19 protein-coding genes are annotated in these 19,603 nt (G+C 47.0%); 15 read left to right on the plus strand and 4 right to left on the minus strand.

The annotated features are described in order from the left end of the window. Positions 1 to 16: 16 nt before the first annotated feature. Positions 17 to 1,789: a DUF6382 domain-containing protein gene (locus NSQ20_RS07420; RefSeq protein WP_340032192.1), complete on the plus strand. Its 1,773-nt coding sequence runs from the start codon at positions 17 to 19 to the stop codon at positions 1,787 to 1,789. 12 nt (positions 1,790 to 1,801) lie between these two features. On the opposite strand, the gene NSQ20_RS07425 is transcribed toward NSQ20_RS07420, so the two are convergent. Together NSQ20_RS07425 and NSQ20_RS07430 are read right to left on the minus strand one after the other, a co-directional pair. Then, the gene (locus NSQ20_RS07425) at positions 1,802 to 2,713 is read right to left on the minus strand and encodes a TIGR01777 family oxidoreductase (RefSeq protein WP_036610794.1); all 912 of its coding nucleotides are present in this window, start codon (positions 2,711 to 2,713) and stop codon (positions 1,802 to 1,804) included. A gap of 159 nt (positions 2,714 to 2,872) precedes the next feature. Further along, positions 2,873 to 3,340 carry a DUF2621 domain-containing protein gene (locus tag NSQ20_RS07430; RefSeq protein ID WP_036610792.1) on the minus strand — a complete coding sequence of 156 codons (468 nt, stop codon included), beginning with the start codon at positions 3,338 to 3,340 and terminating at the stop codon, positions 2,873 to 2,875. Positions 3,341 to 3,510: 170 nt separating this feature from the next. Between NSQ20_RS07430 and NSQ20_RS07435 the strand changes: the two genes are divergently transcribed. Further along, positions 3,511 to 4,617: a deoxyribonuclease IV gene (locus NSQ20_RS07435; RefSeq protein ID WP_340032193.1), complete on the plus strand. Its 1,107-nt coding sequence runs from the start codon at positions 3,511 to 3,513 to the stop codon at positions 4,615 to 4,617. Positions 4,618 to 4,659: 42 nt separating this feature from the next. Further along, complete coding sequence (gene purU / locus NSQ20_RS07440; RefSeq protein WP_282319034.1) at positions 4,660 to 5,553, plus strand: formyltetrahydrofolate deformylase; 894 nt, start codon at positions 4,660 to 4,662, stop codon at positions 5,551 to 5,553. 74 nt (positions 5,554 to 5,627) lie between these two features. Here purU and NSQ20_RS07445 read toward each other — a convergent pair whose 3' ends face one another. Then, on the minus strand, positions 5,628 to 6,107 hold the full coding sequence (locus NSQ20_RS07445; protein WP_051449626.1) for a hypothetical protein: 480 nt from the start codon (positions 6,105 to 6,107) through the stop codon (positions 5,628 to 5,630). 437 nt (positions 6,108 to 6,544) lie between these two features. Here NSQ20_RS07445 and tkt point away from each other — a divergent pair, with 437 nt between their 5' ends. The 5 genes from tkt (at position 6,545) to NSQ20_RS07470 (ending at position 12,063) form a co-directional block, all read left to right on the plus strand. After that, complete coding sequence (gene tkt, locus NSQ20_RS07450) at positions 6,545 to 8,587, plus strand: transketolase (RefSeq protein ID WP_036610788.1); 2,043 nt, start codon at positions 6,545 to 6,547, stop codon at positions 8,585 to 8,587. Positions 8,588 to 8,736: 149 nt separating this feature from the next. Beyond that, positions 8,737 to 9,054, plus strand: a complete 318-nt coding sequence (locus NSQ20_RS07455) for a pyrimidine/purine nucleoside phosphorylase (protein WP_017689983.1) — start codon at positions 8,737 to 8,739, stop codon at positions 9,052 to 9,054. A gap of 236 nt (positions 9,055 to 9,290) precedes the next feature. Then, a complete protein-coding gene (locus NSQ20_RS07460) occupies positions 9,291 to 10,646 on the plus strand; it encodes a glucose-6-phosphate isomerase (protein ID WP_017689982.1) in 1,356 nt (451 codons plus the stop codon). A 176-nt stretch (positions 10,647 to 10,822) separates the two neighbouring features. Beyond that, positions 10,823 to 11,455, plus strand: coding sequence for a YigZ family protein (locus NSQ20_RS07465; RefSeq protein ID WP_036669098.1), 633 nt, complete (start codon positions 10,823 to 10,825; stop codon positions 11,453 to 11,455). Positions 11,456 to 11,460: 5 nt separating this feature from the next. Continuing rightward, a complete protein-coding gene (locus tag NSQ20_RS07470) occupies positions 11,461 to 12,063 on the plus strand; it encodes a TetR/AcrR family transcriptional regulator (RefSeq protein WP_036669101.1) in 603 nt (200 codons plus the stop codon). Positions 12,064 to 12,253: 190 nt separating this feature from the next. Here the strand turns inward: NSQ20_RS07470 and NSQ20_RS07475 are convergent, their stop codons facing one another. Then, positions 12,254 to 12,655, minus strand: a complete 402-nt coding sequence (locus tag NSQ20_RS07475) for a secondary thiamine-phosphate synthase enzyme YjbQ (protein ID WP_036669103.1) — start codon at positions 12,653 to 12,655, stop codon at positions 12,254 to 12,256. A gap of 494 nt (positions 12,656 to 13,149) precedes the next feature. Between NSQ20_RS07475 and cysT the strand changes: the two genes are divergently transcribed. The 7 genes from cysT (at position 13,150) to NSQ20_RS07510 (ending at position 19,601) form a co-directional block, all read left to right on the plus strand. Next, positions 13,150 to 13,965: a sulfate ABC transporter permease subunit CysT gene (gene cysT / locus NSQ20_RS07480; RefSeq protein ID WP_017689978.1), complete on the plus strand. Its 816-nt coding sequence runs from the start codon at positions 13,150 to 13,152 to the stop codon at positions 13,963 to 13,965. Continuing rightward, positions 13,962 to 14,759 (plus strand): sulfate ABC transporter permease subunit, encoded by a 798-nt coding sequence (locus tag NSQ20_RS07485; protein ID WP_036669105.1) that lies wholly within the window; start codon positions 13,962 to 13,964, stop codon positions 14,757 to 14,759. The genes cysT and NSQ20_RS07485 overlap by 4 nt, the downstream gene beginning before the upstream one ends. 1 nt (position 14,760) lies before the next feature. Further along, positions 14,761 to 15,825: a sulfate ABC transporter ATP-binding protein gene (gene cysA / locus NSQ20_RS07490; RefSeq protein ID WP_036610770.1), complete on the plus strand. Its 1,065-nt coding sequence runs from the start codon at positions 14,761 to 14,763 to the stop codon at positions 15,823 to 15,825. A gap of 26 nt (positions 15,826 to 15,851) precedes the next feature. Beyond that, positions 15,852 to 16,916, plus strand: coding sequence for a sulfate ABC transporter substrate-binding protein (locus tag NSQ20_RS07495; RefSeq protein ID WP_338708049.1), 1,065 nt, complete (start codon positions 15,852 to 15,854; stop codon positions 16,914 to 16,916). Between the two features lie 157 nt (positions 16,917 to 17,073). Then, positions 17,074 to 17,520 (plus strand): hypothetical protein, encoded by a 447-nt coding sequence (locus NSQ20_RS07500; RefSeq protein ID WP_338708050.1) that lies wholly within the window; start codon positions 17,074 to 17,076, stop codon positions 17,518 to 17,520. 283 nt (positions 17,521 to 17,803) lie between these two features. Further along, positions 17,804 to 18,610, plus strand: coding sequence for an MBL fold metallo-hydrolase (locus tag NSQ20_RS07505; RefSeq protein WP_339197960.1), 807 nt, complete (start codon positions 17,804 to 17,806; stop codon positions 18,608 to 18,610). Positions 18,611 to 18,728: 118 nt separating this feature from the next. After that, on the plus strand, positions 18,729 to 19,601 hold the full coding sequence (locus tag NSQ20_RS07510) for an RNA polymerase sigma factor (protein ID WP_083677312.1): 873 nt from the start codon (positions 18,729 to 18,731) through the stop codon (positions 19,599 to 19,601). Positions 19,602 to 19,603: the final 2 nt, after the last annotated feature.

Raw genomic sequence — 19,603 nt, forward strand, 5'->3', positions numbered from 1 at the left:
GAAAGAGAGGATTGGCATGTATGGACTAACGAGAGATTTTATTCGTAACGGCGGAGCGTTCATGGTTTTGGAGAAAGCAGACGGGTTACGAATGGAGGAATTGAGCCGTGTACAGATGGGGATGTTGTCCTCCAATCAGATTCCGCGACTTCTTCCTGTTCATATTCGGGAAGTCGATCGAGATGTAACTTTGCAGTACGACATATCAGGGTACAAGATGTTGTCCCAGATGTTAAAGTCAAGAAAAATCAAATTGCGTGTTCTGTATGGTTTGTTGTTCCAACTAGCCGATGCCTTCACGGAATGCCGACAGTATATGTTGGAGCCCCGTAAATTATTGATCCAGGAAGAGTACTTGTTCATTAACGGTTCATTTGAACAGGGTGAGCTTGGGATGGTATATGTACCAATCATGGATACGGTTGAAGTTGATCCAACGCCTCAGCAATTTCGTGAGCTGGTGATCAGGCTGATGGCACATGTACAGGAACTGCAGGGAGAAGGTATTCAGCGTGTTCTGCAGTTATGTGACAACGAACGCTGGGATATCAGACAGTTGCGAGAGCTTCTGTTGGAATTATACGCTGACGAGCAAGAGAATGGAGGAGGCGCAGCATTTCTCTCGTCCAGAACTTCGGAAACACTCAATGATCCAAGAGGTGATTTTCATTCGTCGATTTCTGAGCGAGATAGCAGGCTAGCCACTGGTACTTCTCGGCCATATCAACTTGGTGCTCCCGTTCAAAATGCTCCTGTGGGGCCGCAACTAAATTTCCGTCAGCCGCAGAAAACAAGTGAATTCGAGGTTGAAGACATTCCGGTGAGATCTCGAACCTTTCCAGGCAGGCGCTCACCTGAGCAAGTTCCATTAGAGAGTTCAAACGATATGGATAAGAAAGGAAGTAACTCGTATGATTCGCTAGAGCGTGTTGATATGGAAGTGGAGGAAAAGCCCGGATCTTCCAAAGTAACTTATATCATATTGGGCTGTATGGTTGCCATGGCATTGGTATGGAGATTTATTTACATGGAGCAACCGGGACAGACGCAGATGATCCTGTGTATGGTACTCAGCCTTGGCTTGCTTGGTGCAGCAGGATGGACGTGGAAGCGTAAGGGAAGCCCTCATAATGCCTCAGAGAATAAGCGGTCTTTTTCATTCAATTTAGGTAAGAACAAAGGTAAGCAGACGGATGATGAAGAGGAGCAATTTCAGGAGAGTTGGCGCTGGAATGCAGCTGAAAGGCCAGTGGAAAGCATAAACCAAACGGTTGCATCTGCCTCAGAAGGTGGTAGCGAGCATTCCCGTTTTCAAAATTTGCATATGGCATCTGAACACTCCGAACCACCGTTCGTTCAACGCCATGTGGAAACGGTAGCTTCAACTTCAGAGCTAATTCGACAGGATGCAGTTGCAGAGGCAACCGTGAATTTGCAGAATCTGAGTGGAAGTAATGTTACAGGGGCAGGCCCGGTGATGGCGTCTTATTATCTTGAACGAAGATCGGGAAGCAGTGACCAACATGAACGGATGGATGTGCAAGGAGCATCTTTTGTCATCGGAAGATCAGCAGACATGGTTCAGTGGGTGGACACAGCGACCGGGGTGTCCCGTGCTCATGTGGAATTGAGCCGGAACAAATCGGGCTATGTGATTAAGGATCTGGGTTCCGTCAATGGAACCATTCTTCAGGGCAATATTCTTGCTCCGTATAAGGAGTATCCATTGGCGGATGGAGATACATTTACACTTGCGGAGTCAGTCTACACTTATCGGTCGGTTGGATAAGACATAGTTCAATCAGTCAGATAAGCCGCGGTGCTTCAGATCTTCCAGTGCCTGGGTTAAGGTTGGGAAGGTGAACTGGAATCCGTGGTCGAGAGCTTTTTGCGGAATGACTCTCTGCCCTTGAAGCACGACAACGGATAGTTCTCCAACCAAGGTTTTAATCAGGAAGCTGGGTACGGGGAACCAGTGAGGGCGATGATACACTTTACCGACCGTACGACCGAATTCATCATTGGTAACAGGATTTGGTGAGGAAGCATTGACCGGACCTGACACTTGTTTATTTTGAATGCTAAAATCAATGAGTCTTACGATATCCATAATGTGAATCCAGCTGGTCCATTGCTTGCCACTGCCGATCTTGCCACCAACACCCAGCATATAAGGAAGTTTCATCAATGGAAAAGCACCTCTTTTATGTCCAAGCACCAGACTTACCCGGATTTTAACGAGTCTTACATTTTTGATTGCATCTGCAGCAACTTCCCATTGTTCCGAGACCCGGGACGGGAAATTCATTGATTTTTGCGGACTGCTCTCGTCAAAGGTTTCGTTAGGAGAGGTTCCATAGATGGCCATGGCAGAAGCCTGAACGACGACTTCCGGCTTTTGTTCCAGGGATTCTACCAATCGGGCTACCCGCGCTACGGTCGTGACTCTGGATTCAACAATCTCCAGCTTCGCCTTGGTTGTCCATCGTTGATTCAGCGTTTCTCCGGCAAGGTTAACGAGAGCGTCCATACCTTCCAACAAGTGAGGTTGTTCTTCGACTTGTTCCCACGATATATATGTAAGATTTTTACTTGGATTATGCAAGTCAGGCAGTTTTCGTGTAATAACTTTCACATGGTGCCCGGCTTGCAACCAGTAATCTACAAGTGCTCCTCCTACAAATCCGGTACCTCCACAAATGGCAATTTTCATATCAAACATCCTCTCTGTAATTTCACTGCGCTGATACATACCGTTGGATCGACAAACAGCCCCGTACGGTAAGCAATGCCTGTTGGGAACAACTTACCTGACGGAGCATATCTGTATCTAATTAACCAAATCTATATGCCACTTAACTCATCTTTTATTTTATTTAATCAAATGTTGATAAGGGGAATAATCGATTTTGTTTTTCTCCAGAAATTTCACCAAAAACTTATTATCCCGCTTCGGTGTGGCAATAATGTATCCTTTGATGCAATGATCTCTCGATACTTCCGTGGCATTGTCTTCGACTGCAATCTTACCGATCTCTGCAGCAATGGAATGTTTGGCGATGTCACGAAATGGCCCGGGCACAGGCTCCACTAGTTGATCCAAAAAAGCTTTGGCTTCATCTGTCCATAAGTGACGGCTGGCTTCAACCCAATAATTCTGCCAATCCAGTTTGGACTTTCCGTCTGCTTTTGGTAGCACTTTCAAAAACTTGCGCATCATGAAAAATCCACCGATACACATGCTGCCTAGCAATAAAAAAGTCCAGAATGCGATCGTATTCATAAACCAATTGCTGGGGGAATAGCTGTTCAGTATTATCGCGTAGGAGTCGAAAATCATTGCGGAGTCACCTCGGTTCATTGATTTTCACGGAAAGACGGATTCCGCCTACCCATGTTCCACATATTAGCTGTCAAAAATAGCCTCTATCCCGAATTATAGCGCATTTCTAGATTTATTTCGATAATCGCGTTAGAATAAGGGATAATTCAGAATAAGGGGGATCAATAATGCTGAAAATCGGCTCCCACGTGTCCTTTTCGGACAAGGGATTATTGAGTGCAACGAAGGAAGCGTCCTCGTACGGTTCCAGTTCGTTTATGATATATACGGGTGCACCACAGAATACACGTCGCAAGCCAATTGAGTCCATGTATATTGAAGAAGGCAAGGTTGCCATGCAAGAGGGTGGAATGGAAGATATCGTTGTCCATGCACCGTACATTGTTAATCTTGGCTCATACAAAGATAATACGTTTAGACTGGCTGTAGATTTCCTTCAGGAAGAGATTCGTCGGACATATGCTATTGGTGTGAAGAACATCGTATTACATCCCGGCGCATTTACAGACAAAGATGCCCACTATGGGATCGGACGGATCGCAGAAGGATTGAATGAAGTGCTGGAGGGTGTGAAAGACACGGATGTGAACATCGCTCTGGAGACCATGGCTGGCAAAGGTACGGAGATGGGTCGCAGTTTCGAAGAGATCGCTCAGATTATCGAGAAAGTAACATATAACGAGCGCCTGACTGTGTGTATGGATACATGTCACATTCATGATGCCGGATATGATATCGTTAATGATTTTGACGGTGTACTGGAACAATTCGATCGTACGGTAGGACTTGACCGCATTGCCGTAATGCATATTAATGATAGTAAGAATGCTGTGGGTGCGCATAAGGACCGTCATACACCAATTGGCTCTGGCTGGATCGGGTTTGAAGCGATTAACCACATCGTCAACCATGAGAAGCTTCAAGGACGTCCATTTATTCTAGAGACACCTTGGATTGGTAAAGAGGCCAAGACACAGCGTCCAATGTATGAGGTGGAGATTGCGCTGCTTCGTGGGGATGTTGCCGGTCGATTCGGCCAGGATTTCCTGACAGAAGTAGAACAGTTGCAACACTTTTTCAAAGGTAAAGAGATTGAGTCTCGTTCGTATATTCTGGATGTGTGGACGTTGCTCAAAAATGATGCCAAAGCCAAAAAGGCAGATCCGCGCGAACCGCTGGAACGCCTCTATGACATGGTGACTGAAGCTGCTTTGTTCCCGCATTTGAATGAAGAACAACTGAATCATCGCTTGATTGCATGGCTTGCGGGTTAATCCCGCAGGTCATGGCTTAATTGAAGGAGGAAGAATAACCCGATGGAGATCCACGCTAAACAAGTACGCCCTGATTCTAAAAACCGCGCCGATCGTGCGCGCATGCTTATTTCCTGTCCGGATGGTCCAGGAATTGTAGCTGCCGTCTCTCACTTCCTGCACCAGCATGGTGCAAACATTGTTCAGTCGGACCAGTATACAATGGACCCTGCTGGCGGCATGTTCTTTATGCGAATTGAGTTTGATCTTCCGCAATTGTTGGTCAATTTACCGAAACTGGAAGCTGATTTTGCAGAAGTAGCAAGCCGTTTCCGGATGGAATGGACGTTATCTGCGGTTAGCCGCAAGAAGAAACTGGCTATCTTTGTATCCAAAGAAGATCACTGTCTGGTTGAATTGTTGTGGCAATGGCAGGCAGGCGATCTGGATGCTGATATTGCTCTTGTGGTCAGCAACCATCTGGACATGAAGGACTATGTAGAATCATTTGGCATTCCATATCATCATATCCCAGTTACAGCAGATACGAAAAAAGAAGCGGAACAGCGCCAACTGGACGTCATCGGCAACGATGTGGATGTGATCATTCTGGCTCGTTACATGCAGATTATCTCTCCGATGTTCATTGAGCATTACCGCAATCGAATCATTAATATTCACCATTCGTTCCTGCCAGCCTTCGTGGGTGGTAAACCGTATGCGCAGGCGTACAACCGCGGTGTCAAAATAATCGGTGCGACAGCGCACTATGTTACGGAAGAACTGGATGGCGGCCCGATTATTGAACAGGATGTGCAGCGTGTAAGCCACGGGGACGATGTAACCGAGCTGAAGCGTATTGGACGTACCATTGAGCGTGTTGTGCTCGCACGTGCCGTGAAATGGCATGTCGAAGACCGCGTGCTTGTTCACGAAAATAAAACCGTTGTATTTTAAGCTCACGCTTTAATACTGTGCAAGGTTGATTCGGAACCACGTAATAGACTAACAATAAAGCGACCCCAATTCGTTTACGAAGCGGGAGTCGCTTTTTTTGTTGTGTTGATATACTTTCCGCACAAGCCAAGCACAATACCAAACAGCAGATGTCCAACAATCCAGTAGAGGATGGCGGACACATCGTATAGGTCTGGCACACGTGATGACATTTGAGAGAGTGGGATATAGAGCAAGGACGAGACCGCACCAAGTAAAATTCCTTTGATCATAGGGCGGCCTGAATGCCTTACCCACCACAGATAGAAGATACCGATGACAACGGACACGATTAGATGCAGAGAAAATTCAATGAATTCGGGTAAGGTTGGCGGAAGACCAGGCACAAAATCAATATTCAGCAGCAGAGTATATACTTTTTCACCTGTGATGGCCTGAATCATTTTGAGGAAAAATCCCAGGACAACTCCCGAGAGAATTCCCGTTAAAATACCGGATATCCAGGGTAATGAGTGTTTTGCCGATGTTGATGGGTGAGCAGCAGGATCTGGCATGATCGAGACCTCCTATGATTGACGCGTGTACATCTGAAAAAAGTAAACCACAGCCCGAATTTTGTAATCCATATTAAGGAACATTATATGTGAATTGAGGATGAATATCTAAAAAATGCATGGTTTTCAGGTTAAAGGTTATACTTCATGCGATGGATTTGCGAGGCTCCTTAAGTCTGTTTTTGGAATTTAGTACCTTGTACAGTGCGATTTTTGCTTGATAGGCCAAGGATTATTCATCACAAACCACCAATTTTTCACGAACTTCTAAAAGAAGGTTATGGAAAAGCTTCACGCCAAGTGATACAATACAAAAGTGAATAAGTCAAAATGAAACACTCAAGCGGATTCACTTATTGTGAAATTCGGTTTGCTTGTATGATGAGAGGGATTCGCTTGCGCACCCGACTTATCTAAAGACATGAGGAGGACAAACCATGACTGACAAGAACGAAGCGATTCAAAAGGACGAGAACACTACAATCGACAACCTGTCGATTACTACCGTACGTACTTTGGCGATTGATGCAATTGAGAAGGCAAATTCCGGACATCCGGGTATGCCGATGGGCTCCGCTCCAATGGGGTACCAACTTTTTGCAAAAACGATGACTCATAACCCGGACCACCCAACTTGGGTTAACCGGGACCGTTTTGTCCTGTCTGCAGGACATGGCTCCATGTTGCTGTACAGCTTGCTGCACCTGAGCGGATATGATCTTCCAATGGAAGAACTGAAACAGTTCCGTCAATGGGGAAGCAAAACTCCGGGTCACCCGGAATTCGGACATACTGCAGGTGTTGATGCAACAACCGGCCCACTGGGTCAAGGTATTGCAATGGCTGTAGGTATGGCGATGGCTGAAGCTCAACTGGGCGCAACATACAATAAAGACAAATTCAACGTAGTTGACCACTACACTTACGCAATCTGTGGTGATGGCGACTTGATGGAAGGCGTATCTCATGAATCAGCTTCCCTGGCTGGACGTTTGCACCTGGGCAAACTGATCATGTTGTTCGACTCCAATGACATCACGTTGGATGGTAAATTGGATCTGTCTTCTTCCGAAAGCATCGCGAAGCGTTTTGAAGCTTATGGCTGGCAAGTGCTGCGCGTTGAAGATGGTAACGATCTGCCTGCAATCGAAAAAGCAATTCAGGAAGGTCAAGCAGATACACTGCGTCCTACACTGATCGAAGTTAAAACGGTTATTGGTTATGGTAGCCCGAACAAACAAGGTAAAGGCGGCCACGGCGGTACTCACGGATCTCCACTGGGTGCAGACGAAGCCAAATTGACTAAAGAGTATTACAAATGGGTTTACGAAGAAAACTTCCACGTACCAGCTGAAGTTCGCGATCACTTTGCACAAGTGAAAGATCGTGGTATCTCTGCTAACAAAGCTTGGGATGAGAAATTTGCCGAGTACAAAAAAGCTTTCCCTGAGCTGGCAGCTCAATTCGAAACAGCGATTAACGGCGACCTTCCAGAAGGTTGGGACCGTGATCTTCCTAAATATGCAGCAACAGACAAAGCTCTTTCCACTCGTGTAGCATCCGGTAACGCTCTGAACGGTCTGGCGCACAACGTGCCACAACTGACAGGTGGATCTGCTGACTTGGAAAGCTCCACAATGACTCACTTGAACAACCTGGAGAACTTCACACCTGAAGATTACTCCGGCCGTAACATCTACTTCGGTATCCGTGAATTCGGTATGGCTGGAGCAATGAACGGTATGGCACTGCACAGCGGTGTGAAAGTATTCGGAGGTACGTTCTTCGTATTTACCGATTACCTGCGTCCAGCTGTTCGTCTGGCTGCCCTGATGGGATTGCCTGTAACGTATGTTCTGACTCACGACAGTATCGCTGTTGGTGAAGACGGTCCTACGCACGAACCGATCGAGCAATTGGCATCCCTGCGTATCATTCCTAACCTGACGGTTATTCGTCCGGCTGATGGTAATGAAACTTCGGCTGCTTGGGCTTACGCGCTTGAGAACAAGAGCAACCCGGTTGCACTCGTACTCACTCGTCAAAACCTACCGATTCTGGAAGGAACAGTAGAAGGCTCCCGTGAGAACGTGAAACGTGGTGCTTATGTTGTCTCTGATGCAAAAGATGGCAAAGCGGTAGCACAAATTATCGCTACAGGTTCTGAAGTGCAATTGGCTGTTAAAGCTCAAGCAGCACTTGCAGAACAAGGCATCCAAGTTCGCGTAATCAGCATGCCAAGCTGGGATCTGTTCGAGAAACAAGACAAAGCTTATAAAGAGTCCGTTCTTCTTCCGGATGTTAAAGCTCGTCTTGCAATCGAAATGGCTTATCCAATGGGCTGGGAGAAATATGTTGGCGATCAAGGTGACATTCTCGGAATCAGCACATTTGGTGCTTCCGCGCCTGGCGACCGTGTTATCCAAGAATACGGCTTTACAGTGGATAACGTGGTTAGCCGCGTAAAAGCATTGCTGTAATAGCTTCATAAGCGCTGTTATGGTTGGGAGAGCATCATGCTGTCCTGATCCATGGCAGTAAGTTATTTCCGCAGAGATGGGCGGTGATTCGTTATCGCCCTGATCTGTTTTGCCTTTTGTTTTCATTAACTTCAGGGGAGCGGGTACGCATGTCACAATTCGATCAAGTCAGTGTAGTGAAAGAGGCCAACATTTATTATGATGGTCAGGTAACCAGCAGAACGGTTATTTTGGGGGATGGCAGCAAAGTGACTCTGGGCATCATGCTTCCAGGCAGTTATGAGTTCGGTACGGATTCCCGTGAAATTATGGAGATTCTGTCTGGAGATCTGAAAGTATTGCTTCCCGGAGAAGAAGAGTGGCAAGAGATTCAAGGTCAAGCTACGTTCCACGTGCCTGCCGAATCCAAATTTAAACTGGAGATACGCAGCGTTACTGACTACGTCTGCTCGTACCCGGCGGAATAACATAAGAAGGGTAAGCAGAACCGCAACCCGCGGATTCGGTTTACCCTTTTTGCTTCTTGAATTCTAACGACAAAGTTCGAGCTGCAAGCTTGTCAGCCCCGTGGATTTGAAGTATCCTTAAGGCAAGTTGTTTAGAATGGAATACGGACATAATATAAGAGGTTGTTCAAAAAGTCCGCTTTTGATTACAAAGTTTGAACACGCACTATAATCGAAATCAGGAGGTTTTTGAGATCATGGCAAAAAAAGTGACATTTGACTATAGCACGGCATTGCAATTTGTAAATCAGCACGAAGTGGATTATTTCGCAGAACCGATTCGTCTGGCTCACGAGCAGCTTCACAACGGAACAGGAACAGGCTCCGATTATCTGGGCTGGATTGATCTGCCAACGGCTTATGACAAAGAAGAGTTTGCTCGCATTCAAAAAGCGGCTGCCAAAATCCAAAGCGACTCCGAAGTACTCATCGTTATCGGTATCGGTGGATCATACCTGGGTGCACGTGCAGCGATCGAAATGCTGACTCACTCTTTCTATAACAATTTGCCAAAAGACAAACGCAAAACGCCTGAAATCTATTTTGCAGGAAACAATATCAGTTCCACATATGTAACTCATTTGCTGGATCTGGTTGAAGGTAAAGATTTCTCCGTTAACGTCATCTCCAAATCCGGTACAACAACAGAGCCAGCAATTGCTTTCCGTATCTTCCGTGCAGCACTGGAAGAGAAATATGGTAAAGAAGAAGCTCGCAAACGCATCTATGCTACAACAGACAAAGCGCGCGGTGCATTGAAAGAACTGGCAAATGCAGAAGGATACGAATCTTTCATTATCCCGGATGATGTAGGTGGACGTTACTCCGTTCTGACAGCTGTAGGTTTGCTGCCAATCGCAGCAGCTGGTATCAGCATCGAAGAAATGATGCAAGGTGCGGCTGACGCATCCAAAGAATACAGCAACCCGAACGTAGCTGAGAATGAAGCATATCAATATGCTGCTGTTCGTAACGCATTGTATCGCAAAGGCAAAGGCACTGAGATCCTTGTAAACTATGAGCCATCTCTGCACTTCGTATCCGAGTGGTGGAAACAACTGTTTGGAGAGAGTGAAGGTAAAGACTACAAAGGGATCTATCCTGCATCCGTTGATTTCTCTACAGACTTGCACTCCATGGGTCAATTCATCCAGGAAGGTAGCCGGAATATCTTCGAAACTGTTATCCAGGTTACTGAAGTTGCTGAGCATATCTCAATCAAATCCGATCCGGACGATCTGGATGGTTTGAACTTCCTTGAAGGAAAAACTATGGACTTTGTTAACAAAAAAGCGTTCCAAGGAACACTGCTTGCACATACGGATGGTCAAGTACCAAACCTGATTGTGAACATTCCAGATATGACTCCATATTCTTTCGGATATCTGGTATACTTCTTTGAAAAAGCATGCGGTATCAGTGGCTACCTGCTGGGCGTCAATCCATTTGACCAACCAGGCGTGGAAGCTTACAAGAAAAATATGTTCGCATTGCTGGGCAAACCAGGCTTTGAAGAAGAGAAAGCAGCGCTCGAAGCGAGACTTTCAGAATAATTCATCGGCCTGCTCATATAGTTGAATAAGGTAATGTAAATCTAACCGGGAATCACTGTTCGTGTAAGAGGCAGGGTTCTCGGATGTAGATAACCAGGGCAGTTCGTCCGCGTTCGCGCGGTGAACTGCTTTCTTGTAAAATGGACTCAGGAAAAGATCAGAAAGTTGGATTTAGGATGATTGAACGTTATCGCACGGTTCGAGGACCGGGCAATCTGGAAATTGTAATCAAGAAGTCGCGATTTATCGGTCATATTATGCCGGTCACGACAGAAGAAGAGGCTGTTGCCTTCATCGATGAGATCAAGAAAAAACATTGGAATGCAACTCATAACTGCTCTGCATACATGATTGGGGAGCGGGACGAGATCCAGAAGCAATCCGATGACGGTGAACCCAGCGGAACAGCAGGGAAACCCATTCTTGAAGTGATCAAAAATCAGAAATTAAAAAATGTGGCAATTGTGGTTACGCGATACTTCGGGGGAATTATGCTTGGAGCTGGCGGGTTAATTCGTGCTTATACGGATGGAGCTGTAGCAGCCATTGAAGCCGGAGAAGCCATTACCAACGTGCTACATCGTGAAGTGTTTGTTGAACTGGATTATACGTGGCTGGGTAAAGTGGAAAATGAGTTAAGAAGCCGGGAAGTCCGTACAGGTGAAACTGGATTCACCGATAAGGTTACGTTGACTTGTCTTCCGCCGGATAGTGAAACCGAGGCTTTTATAGCCTGGATCACGGATTTGACGCAAGGGCAATCCCGGATCACGGAGGGACAGCGGCTTTATTTTATTGAAGGGGAATAAAATATATGGCTAGAAGAGCAGTCGAACAGGAGTTGTCGAGGGAGCGGATACTGGAGGCGGCGAGGCACCTTTTTATTACCAAAGGATACCGCGCCATTTCGATGCGAAGCATCGGCCAGCATCTGGGCTATAGTCATGGGTCGCTGTATTATCACTTTAAGGAAAAGGCAGAGCTGTTCTATGCCATCGTGGTTGAAGATTTTAATCATCTAGGGCATTTGCTGCTGCAAGCCATGGTCAGGCCGGTTCGTGATGATGTGAGCAAGGTAGAGCACATTATGATGGAGTTTATTCGCTTTGGTCTGGAGAATCCATACCAATACGAAATTATGTTTATGATCAGGGACGAAGAACTGTTGTCTTATTGTCGTACCGAACAGGGACGTTGCTTCGAATTGTTTGCATCGATTATAAGACAGTATATGAATGAAGCGAACTGTACGGAAGAGGATATTCAAAGGGTACCGCGTACGCTATTTTTGGCTATGCACGGATTCATTTCTTATTACATTCAGGACCGTTTAACGTTTGTGGAGATTGAATCGTCTGCGCTGTCTCATGTCAAAGTGCTGTGCCGCAATCTGGGTCAGCAGCCTGGCGACCAATAATGGCGCTGTTGTTGCACCCCTACACTTCAGGGCGGTGATTTGTCATAACTTTAATTCTTTATAACGTTGTCTCGCGAAAGTTAGTAAACGCAGCAGACCAAGTCAGGCGGCTCCGACCCGGAATGAGGGTGGACCGCCTGTTTGTGTTTGCAAAAAATGAACGAGTTGGTGGCAGGCCTATTGGACCCAACTAACCTTCCATGATTTTGAGAAAATACTCCCGCTCACGTGGTCCATCGAATTCGCAAAAGTAAATGCCTTGCCAGCGGCCAAGCAGCAGCCTGCCTTCGTGAATAATTACCGTCTGTGACGGCCCTGTTGTGATCGATTTGAGGTGAGAGGCTGTATTACCTTCGGCATGTCGATACTCGGGATGCTCCCAAGGGTACACTTCGTCAAGGCGTAACAATACATCGTGTTTCACATCCGGGTCAGCATTTTCGTTGATGGCAATACCTGCCGTCGTATGTGGACAGTAGATGAGCACCGTCCCATTCTGCACCCCGCTACTCTGGACAACCTGCTTTACGTCCCATGTGATATCCTTCATTTCATCTCGTGTGGAAGTGGATATATTCTTCTTGTATAACATGTTAAATCACTCCTTAGGATCTCATTTCTTACCCTCGATTGTACCTTAACCACTACATACCAAACAAACCACATATGAAGACGGATATGTGAATCGCACAATAACGGAGAGGTCAGAAATAACCTGAAGAAGCGGAAGCTAAAAGCTTTCTGTAGGAAAGCTGCTTCGGAAGCATAAGCTTCGCCTTTATCACCGGATTTCCCCTTAAAAAAGGGGATGAAAGAAATCTCGGGATAACAGTGATCGGAAGGTTGTTCTGGCCGCGCAGTGTACAGTACGATTTTTATTAATCGTTCTCATATGAGGCCCAATTATATTCAATAAAAGCATTGACGATTAGCACTGCAAACTGGTAAAGTATCAGAAAAGCAAAACCAAGTAGACTAATGGGAATAATATTAAAGTAATATCATCCAACTTAGGAAAAATGTCGTATTAAAGCCAGGAAGACTGCCGACCGGAGCTAAAGCCGGAGGCTGGGAGGGAACGCAGCAATGAATACCGTTCTTCGTCATAAGGGATGGACTTGGGGATTCCGCAGTACCGTATTGTTATATTTTATCGTACTTATTGTACTTCCAATCATCGGTGTGTACGTCAATTCCTTCTCTGAAGGATGGAGCAACTTTGTTCAGAGCATTATGGACCCCATCGCGTGGAAAGCCGTACTGCTGACCATTCGGCTGGCCGTCATTGCCACGCTGATTAATGTGGTTTTGGGCACGATGATCGCCTGGGTGTTGACAAGGTATCGCTTTGTGGGCCGATCGTTTCTCAATAGTCTGGTTGATCTCCCGTTTGCACTGCCAACAGCGGTGGGCGGCTTGATGATTATGCTACTTTTGGGTCCGGTCAGTGCCATCGGGAAACTGGCAGAATCCATGGGATTTGAGATTGTATTTCACCAGCCCGCCATTGTTATCGCGATGACCTTTGTCACGTTTCCGTTTGTTATCCGTGCAGTGCAGCCTTTGCTGGAAGAAATCGATCCTTCCGAGGAAGAGGCCTCGTACACGATGGGGGCATCCAAGGCTCGCACGTTCATGCAGGTTATTTTGCCTTCCATGGCACCTGGCATGATCAGTGGGGGGATGTTGGCTTTCTCTAGAGGACTGGCTGAATTCGGGGCTGTTGTGCTGGTGGCTGGTAACATTCCGGGCAGAACACTGACTGCTTCCGTATTTATCTACGGGGAGATTGAAAGTGATAATCCAACGGGAGCCGCTGCGGTATCCGTGTTGCTCCTGACGCTCTCCTTCCTGATCCTCTGGCTGATCAATCTGGTGCAGATGCGGGGGAGAAGACGATGAGACGACTGTTAATCGGACTGACGTTTGTGGTATTTATTGTACTGCTGATCATCCCGCTTGGACGCATTTTTATTGGCGCATTTGAAGACGGGGCAGGTGGATTCCTGAAAGGGTTAATGCGTCCTGAGGCGTTACATGCCTTGATGATGACCGGACTGGTGGTTCTGGTGGTCACCCTGTTAAATACATTGTTTGGCATCATGATGGCTCTTTATCTGGTTCGTGCCGGATGGCTGAGTGAACGGATAAAAGGGCTGCTAAACAGCATTGTAGACCTGCCTTATGCCGTATCTCCTGTCATTGGCGGTTTGATGATTGTGTTGATGTTGGGACCTAACAGCATTATGGGTGCTTTTTTTGAAGGGATTGGATTCAATGTGGTCTATGCCTTCCCGGGTATGGTGATCGCAACGTTATTTGTTACCTTTCCACTGATGGTCAGAGAGGTTATGCCTGTCCTGCAGGAACTCGGTTCCCAGCAAGAGGAGGCCGCATCTACACTTGGCGCTTACGGCTGGAGAACGTTCTGGAGTGTGACATGGCCTTCGATCCGCTGGGCGGTAGTGTATGGTCTAGTCTTGACGGTTGCGCGCTCGCTTGGGGAATTCGGTGCAGTGCTGGTGGTATCCGGTAATATTATGAACAAAACGCAGACCGCAACAACCCTGGTGTACCAGGATGTTGAGAATTTTAATGTGGCTGCCGCAAATGGTGTGGCATTGGTGCTGGTCACCTTCTCCGTCGGGCTGCTGCTTATGATGGAATGGGCCAAGAAGCGAAAGGAAGTGCATTGATATGCATGTAGAAGTCCGTGATCTGAACAAACATTTCGGTGATTTTCATGCGGTAAAAGATGTCTCATTCGATATTGCCAAAGGCCATCTGATCGGTCTGCTTGGACCCAGCGGAGGCGGGAAAACGTCCATTCTACGGATGCTTGCGGGTCTGGAGAATCCGGGTTCTGGAGAGATTCGCTTTCATGGAAAAGTGGTGAACCATCTGCCTCCACAGGAGCGGGGCATCGGATTTGTATTCCAGAACTATGCCTTGTTCAAACATATGACGGTATTTGAGAATATCGCCTTTGGACTCAAGGTTAAGAAGACACCAAAAGCCCAGATTCGTGATCGGGTTATGGAACTTGTTGAACTGACCGGGTTAAAAGGTTTCGAACAGCGCTATCCACATCAGTTGTCTGGTGGGCAGCGTCAGCGTGTTGCTTTTGCCAGAGCACTCGCCCCGGAGCCCCAGCTATTATTGCTGGACGAACCGTTCGCGGCCATTGATGCTAAGATCCGTCAGGAACTGCGTTCATGGTTGCGTGAGTTGATTGAACGGGTAGGGATTACTTCGATATTTGTAACGCATGACCAGGATGAAGCGATTGAAGTGGCGGACGAAATCATGATTATCAGCCAAGGTCGTCTCGAACAGAAGGGTACACCTTGGGATATCTACAAAAACCCGCAGACACCGTTTGTGGCTACATTTATCGGGGAGTCTACGGTTGTGGAGGATGCCTCCCAGTTGAAAGGATTCGAACATGCCGTCGAGGGGGAACATACCAAAGCGCTGATTCGACCGGAGTATATTGAAATCGGCTTGAAAAACGAATTTACCATGTTGTCTGCAACGGAAAAAGGTACAGTCAAACATCTTCATTTCCGCGGCAGTGAATGGATGGTAGAGGTGGATGTACAGGGTCATAAGTTAATCACATATCGTTCCCTGGAGAAAACGACATTGGAGATCGGTCAACAAATTCGCGTCCTTGTACACCGTGCATACCTGTTCAATGACTCCAACAGTTGGGTGGTTGAGAACCGACTGAAGGAAGATCCGATGCCGGTGATGATTTAGTATCAAGTGGAAGAAAGGGGCTGCCCATGCAGACGAGGAAGAAGAAAGCCATACTCTTATATGTTGCCCTCATGCTTCTGCTCGTCTGCATGACCGCTGGATGCAGCAAGCAGGAGGAGTCAAGCGAACAGAACGAGCCCTCTGGTAACGATTCATCCAATACGCTGGTGATTGGTGCTTATAGTGTAGCGAAAGATGCTGTAGGCGAATTGCTACCCAAGTTCCAAGAGGAGTGGAAGGCAAAAACCGGACAGACGATTAACTTTCAAGAATCCTATGAAGCTTCGGGCACACAGGCAAGAGCCATCGTTGGTGGATTCGAGGCTGATGTAGCCTTGCTCGCGATGGAGAGTGATATCGAGAAGTTGGTCAAAGCCGATCTGGTTAGCTCTGATTGGAAACAGACCCCTAATGAGGGCATGATCACCCGTTCAATTGTTGTTCTGGGCACAAGAGCGGGCAACCCGCTCGGTATTCGTGATTTTCAGGACTTAACCAAGCCAGGAGTGAAGGTACTGTACCCCAATCCAAAGACATCCGGAGGCGCACAATGGGACATTAATGCCATTTATGGTGCCGGATTGAAACTGTCGGAGGAGCAAAAGGGGAAGAAAGATCCTGCCGCAGCCAAGACTTTTCTCGAACAGGTACATCGTAACGTTGAATCATTGGACAAGAGTGGGCGTTCTTCGATGGCGGCATTCGAATATGGTGTGGGTGATGTCATCGTCACGTATGAAAATGAATTGCTTGCCCGGATCGCCAAAGGTGTAGATTATGACATCGTCATTCCAAAAAATACGATCCTGATTGAGAACCCGGCAGTTGTGGTGAATAAGTATGCCGATAAACATGGAAATCGCGAACTGGCAGAAGCCTTTGTCGCATATCTGCGTACACCAGAAGCGCAGCGCATTTTTGCCAAGCATGGTTTTCGTTCAGTAGATCCGGATGTATTTGCACAGACGGAGTCGACATTCCCAACGCCAGAAGGACTATTTGATATCAACTATCTGGGTGGATGGGACGAGGTACGCAGTACGTTGTACTCCAAACGCGGCGTGTGGTATCAAGTGCTCGCTGGATTATGAGTATTGCTGATGTAATCGAATAGGTAAGCGAGCATGTAGATACTAAACCTTCATTTCAATGGAAGTAGAGATGGAGGTTTTTTACTGCCAAAAGGTTATAATAGAGGTATACTGAATCATGATTGTTACATAGTACTAGCAGGAAGGTGTGAGTTGGATGAGTGCAGAGATCAAATTATCCCAAAGTACAGCAATTCGACTGGAGCAGGCCCGCGGTAAGGGGATGACTGAGGAAGAAATTTTAAAAGCTATTCAAGCGAAAGACGTTTCCGCTTTTGACGCCGTGTCTGAAGAGGAATACCGATATAACGAATTTTTCTCGTATGCGGATGAGCATGGTGAAAATCTGGAGGCAGCAGTAAAAGATGGCTACCGGATTACCTTTAACACGCGTGGTGGACTTGGAATCTGGTTGGAGAAAGCCTTCAAGGTACAGCCCGAGAAAGACTTCACAGTGGGTGAAGGAATCATCACCGGATTACAGTTGAAACCGGAGCAGGCAGAGGTACTGGCGAAGCGGCTTGCATCGAACTGGGTCATTACGGATTCGAAGGATGTACCTGCGGGTCAGGAACTGACGTTGAAGCTGCGGGCACTGGTATAGTTCCAGCGCGGAGTGGATGTGACTCGAATTAATCGGTCGTGGCCTGTTTAAAAGGTAAGGCGTGATCTTCATGCGGATGCCCCGCTTATAAGGTTGCATCACATGCTGACGAAGCGTACGCAACCGAATGGAGCGAAGCATGGAATTAAAGTCTGACGGTGAAGTGTCAGACCACAGACTGTCCCGAATTGCAGTGGATAACTGCAGCGGGATGGTCTTTTTTTTGCAAAAACGGAGGTGGAAGATTACAATCTACATATCATTAATTCAGGGGGAATGCGGATTGAATCAGCTAACATTTCTGGGCACTGGCGATGCGATGGGCGTTCCACGTGTGTATTGTGATTGCGAAGTATGTACAGAGGCAAGGCTTACGGGGGAGAATAAACGGAAACGCTCTTCTGTTCTGATTGACGGTGGTGGGCACGGTGCGGGTGAACAGTTCATGATTGACTGCGGACCAGACTGGAGATCACAGATGGAGGATCAGGGATTGCGCATGGTGCATACGCTGCTCATCACTCATGCCCATTTTGACCATATTGGAGGATTGCCGGAATGGGCGGATGCATGCCGGTGGTTGGGTGTGAAGGGGCGTTTGTATGCACCACGCGAAGTGATTGCCACCATTCAGGGACAGTTTCCTTGGTTGGGTCGTCATATGGACTTTCTGGAAACGGATGATGATATTGAACTAGGCGGCTGGAAGGTACATTCCTGGAAAGTATGCCATGGACATAACGGGTATTCGTACGCCTATCGACTGGATCGAGACGGGTATAGCTGGGCGTATTGTTCAGACGCTATTGACCTGAAGGATGCCGAGAAAGAGCCTTTGCACGGACTGGATCTGTTGGTGCTTGGAACAAGCTTTGTGCATGAGCTTGCGGAATTCTCAACACGTTCCGTGTACGATATGCGTGAGGCGCAGGAGCTGCTGCGGGAACTGAAGCCAGGTCATACATATTTTACACATATGTCTCATGACGTCGATGTACGGCAGAATTATAATCTGGATCAAGGTATTACGATTGCCCTTACCGGGATGAAGGTGCCGCTTGGAACATTAAAGCTGGAAACGAATGCGTAACTCAACTTAACTAGCGTAACAAAAATAAATTCAGAAGAGCGTATCCTTTACAAGGGGTTCTTCGTTTACATAGTGTAAGTCAAAATCAATCAGGAACCAGCAAAGGGGGGCCCCCAAGATGGCCTTTGTGAAGTCCGTGGATTGCAGAATCAACAGACCACATGATGATGGTAAACAAGATAAATTCGATATTGAATTAAATGGAAACGACAGAAAAAATCAATTGAACCCAAGCATCCATACCGTACTACCCGATCTGATGGGTTCGTTGTATGCGTATTGTCTATCTCTGACGAAATCAGTTCCAGACACGGAGGATCTGGTTCAAGAGACCTGTCTCAAAGTGTTGTCGTCGAGAGTGGTTGGAACTTCCGGGATGAATAAAGATATAAACTGGGAAGCTTATCTGATTCGTATTGCACGCAACAGCTGGATTGATATCTTACGTCAGCGAGAGAGATTGGCTTATAAACTGGATAGCTTGAAGCCGCTCCTGCACGAGATGGAGGAGGAAAGGCGATCCGAGGAATTGGAGTCTGCCGTTCAACTTCTTGTAGATAAGCTACCACCGTGGCAGCGAGTGATATATGTATTACGTGAATTAATGGGTTATAAGGCGGCAGAGACTGCGGAAATGCTCGATACGACAGAAGGTGCTGTGAAAGCAGCGTTAAGTCGAGCCCGCTCTGCCATAGCTGAAGTGAGGCACAGGTTGGAACAATCGGACACAGAATTTCAGTATGAGGAAGGCGCAGTCGAGGACAATCGGGAGGAACTGCGCAGCTATCTGCTGGCATTTCGTAATGGAGATACAGCTCGAATTATTGATCTGTGCCTGAATCAGACTGATGATCCGATGGCTGTGGCGGGCACGATTTTGCAGCAGGCTTTGCCGTCTCCATCCATGCAGCCAATGATGTACGGGTACTCCACTTCTAGTATGAACTCGATGTCGTATGGAGGTGGGTACACGGTCAACATGGTTGCCTAAAC

The organism is Paenibacillus sp. FSL K6-1122, assembly GCF_037977015.1.
GTDB lineage: Bacteria > Bacillota > Bacilli > Paenibacillales > Paenibacillaceae > Paenibacillus > Paenibacillus amylolyticus.

Bases quoted from the DNA above. Each gene is read 5' to 3' on its own strand.
- NSQ20_RS07420 (WP_340032192.1), top strand. From the start codon at position 17: ATGTATGGACTAACGAGAGATTTTATTCGTAACGGCGGAGCGTTCATG.
- NSQ20_RS07425 (WP_036610794.1), bottom strand. From the start codon at position 2,713: ATGAAAATTGCCATTTGTGGAGGTACCGGATTTGTAGGAGGAGCACTT.
- NSQ20_RS07430 (WP_036610792.1), bottom strand. From the start codon at position 3,340: ATGATTTTCGACTCCTACGCGATAATACTGAACAGCTATTCCCCCAGC.
- NSQ20_RS07435 (WP_340032193.1), top strand. From the start codon at position 3,511: ATGCTGAAAATCGGCTCCCACGTGTCCTTTTCGGACAAGGGATTATTG.
- purU (WP_282319034.1), top strand. From the start codon at position 4,660: ATGGAGATCCACGCTAAACAAGTACGCCCTGATTCTAAAAACCGCGCC.
- NSQ20_RS07445 (WP_051449626.1), bottom strand. From the start codon at position 6,107: ATGCCAGATCCTGCTGCTCACCCATCAACATCGGCAAAACACTCATTA.
- tkt (WP_036610788.1), top strand. From the start codon at position 6,545: ATGACTGACAAGAACGAAGCGATTCAAAAGGACGAGAACACTACAATC.
- NSQ20_RS07455 (WP_017689983.1), top strand. From the start codon at position 8,737: ATGTCACAATTCGATCAAGTCAGTGTAGTGAAAGAGGCCAACATTTAT.
- NSQ20_RS07460 (WP_017689982.1), top strand. From the start codon at position 9,291: ATGGCAAAAAAAGTGACATTTGACTATAGCACGGCATTGCAATTTGTA.
- NSQ20_RS07465 (WP_036669098.1), top strand. From the start codon at position 10,823: ATGATTGAACGTTATCGCACGGTTCGAGGACCGGGCAATCTGGAAATT.
- NSQ20_RS07470 (WP_036669101.1), top strand. From the start codon at position 11,461: ATGGCTAGAAGAGCAGTCGAACAGGAGTTGTCGAGGGAGCGGATACTG.
- NSQ20_RS07475 (WP_036669103.1), bottom strand. From the start codon at position 12,655: ATGTTATACAAGAAGAATATATCCACTTCCACACGAGATGAAATGAAG.
- cysT (WP_017689978.1), top strand. From the start codon at position 13,150: ATGAATACCGTTCTTCGTCATAAGGGATGGACTTGGGGATTCCGCAGT.
- NSQ20_RS07485 (WP_036669105.1), top strand. From the start codon at position 13,962: ATGAGACGACTGTTAATCGGACTGACGTTTGTGGTATTTATTGTACTG.
- cysA (WP_036610770.1), top strand. From the start codon at position 14,761: ATGCATGTAGAAGTCCGTGATCTGAACAAACATTTCGGTGATTTTCAT.
- NSQ20_RS07495 (WP_338708049.1), top strand. From the start codon at position 15,852: ATGCAGACGAGGAAGAAGAAAGCCATACTCTTATATGTTGCCCTCATG.
- NSQ20_RS07500 (WP_338708050.1), top strand. From the start codon at position 17,074: ATGAGTGCAGAGATCAAATTATCCCAAAGTACAGCAATTCGACTGGAG.
- NSQ20_RS07510 (WP_083677312.1), top strand. From the start codon at position 18,729: ATGGCCTTTGTGAAGTCCGTGGATTGCAGAATCAACAGACCACATGAT.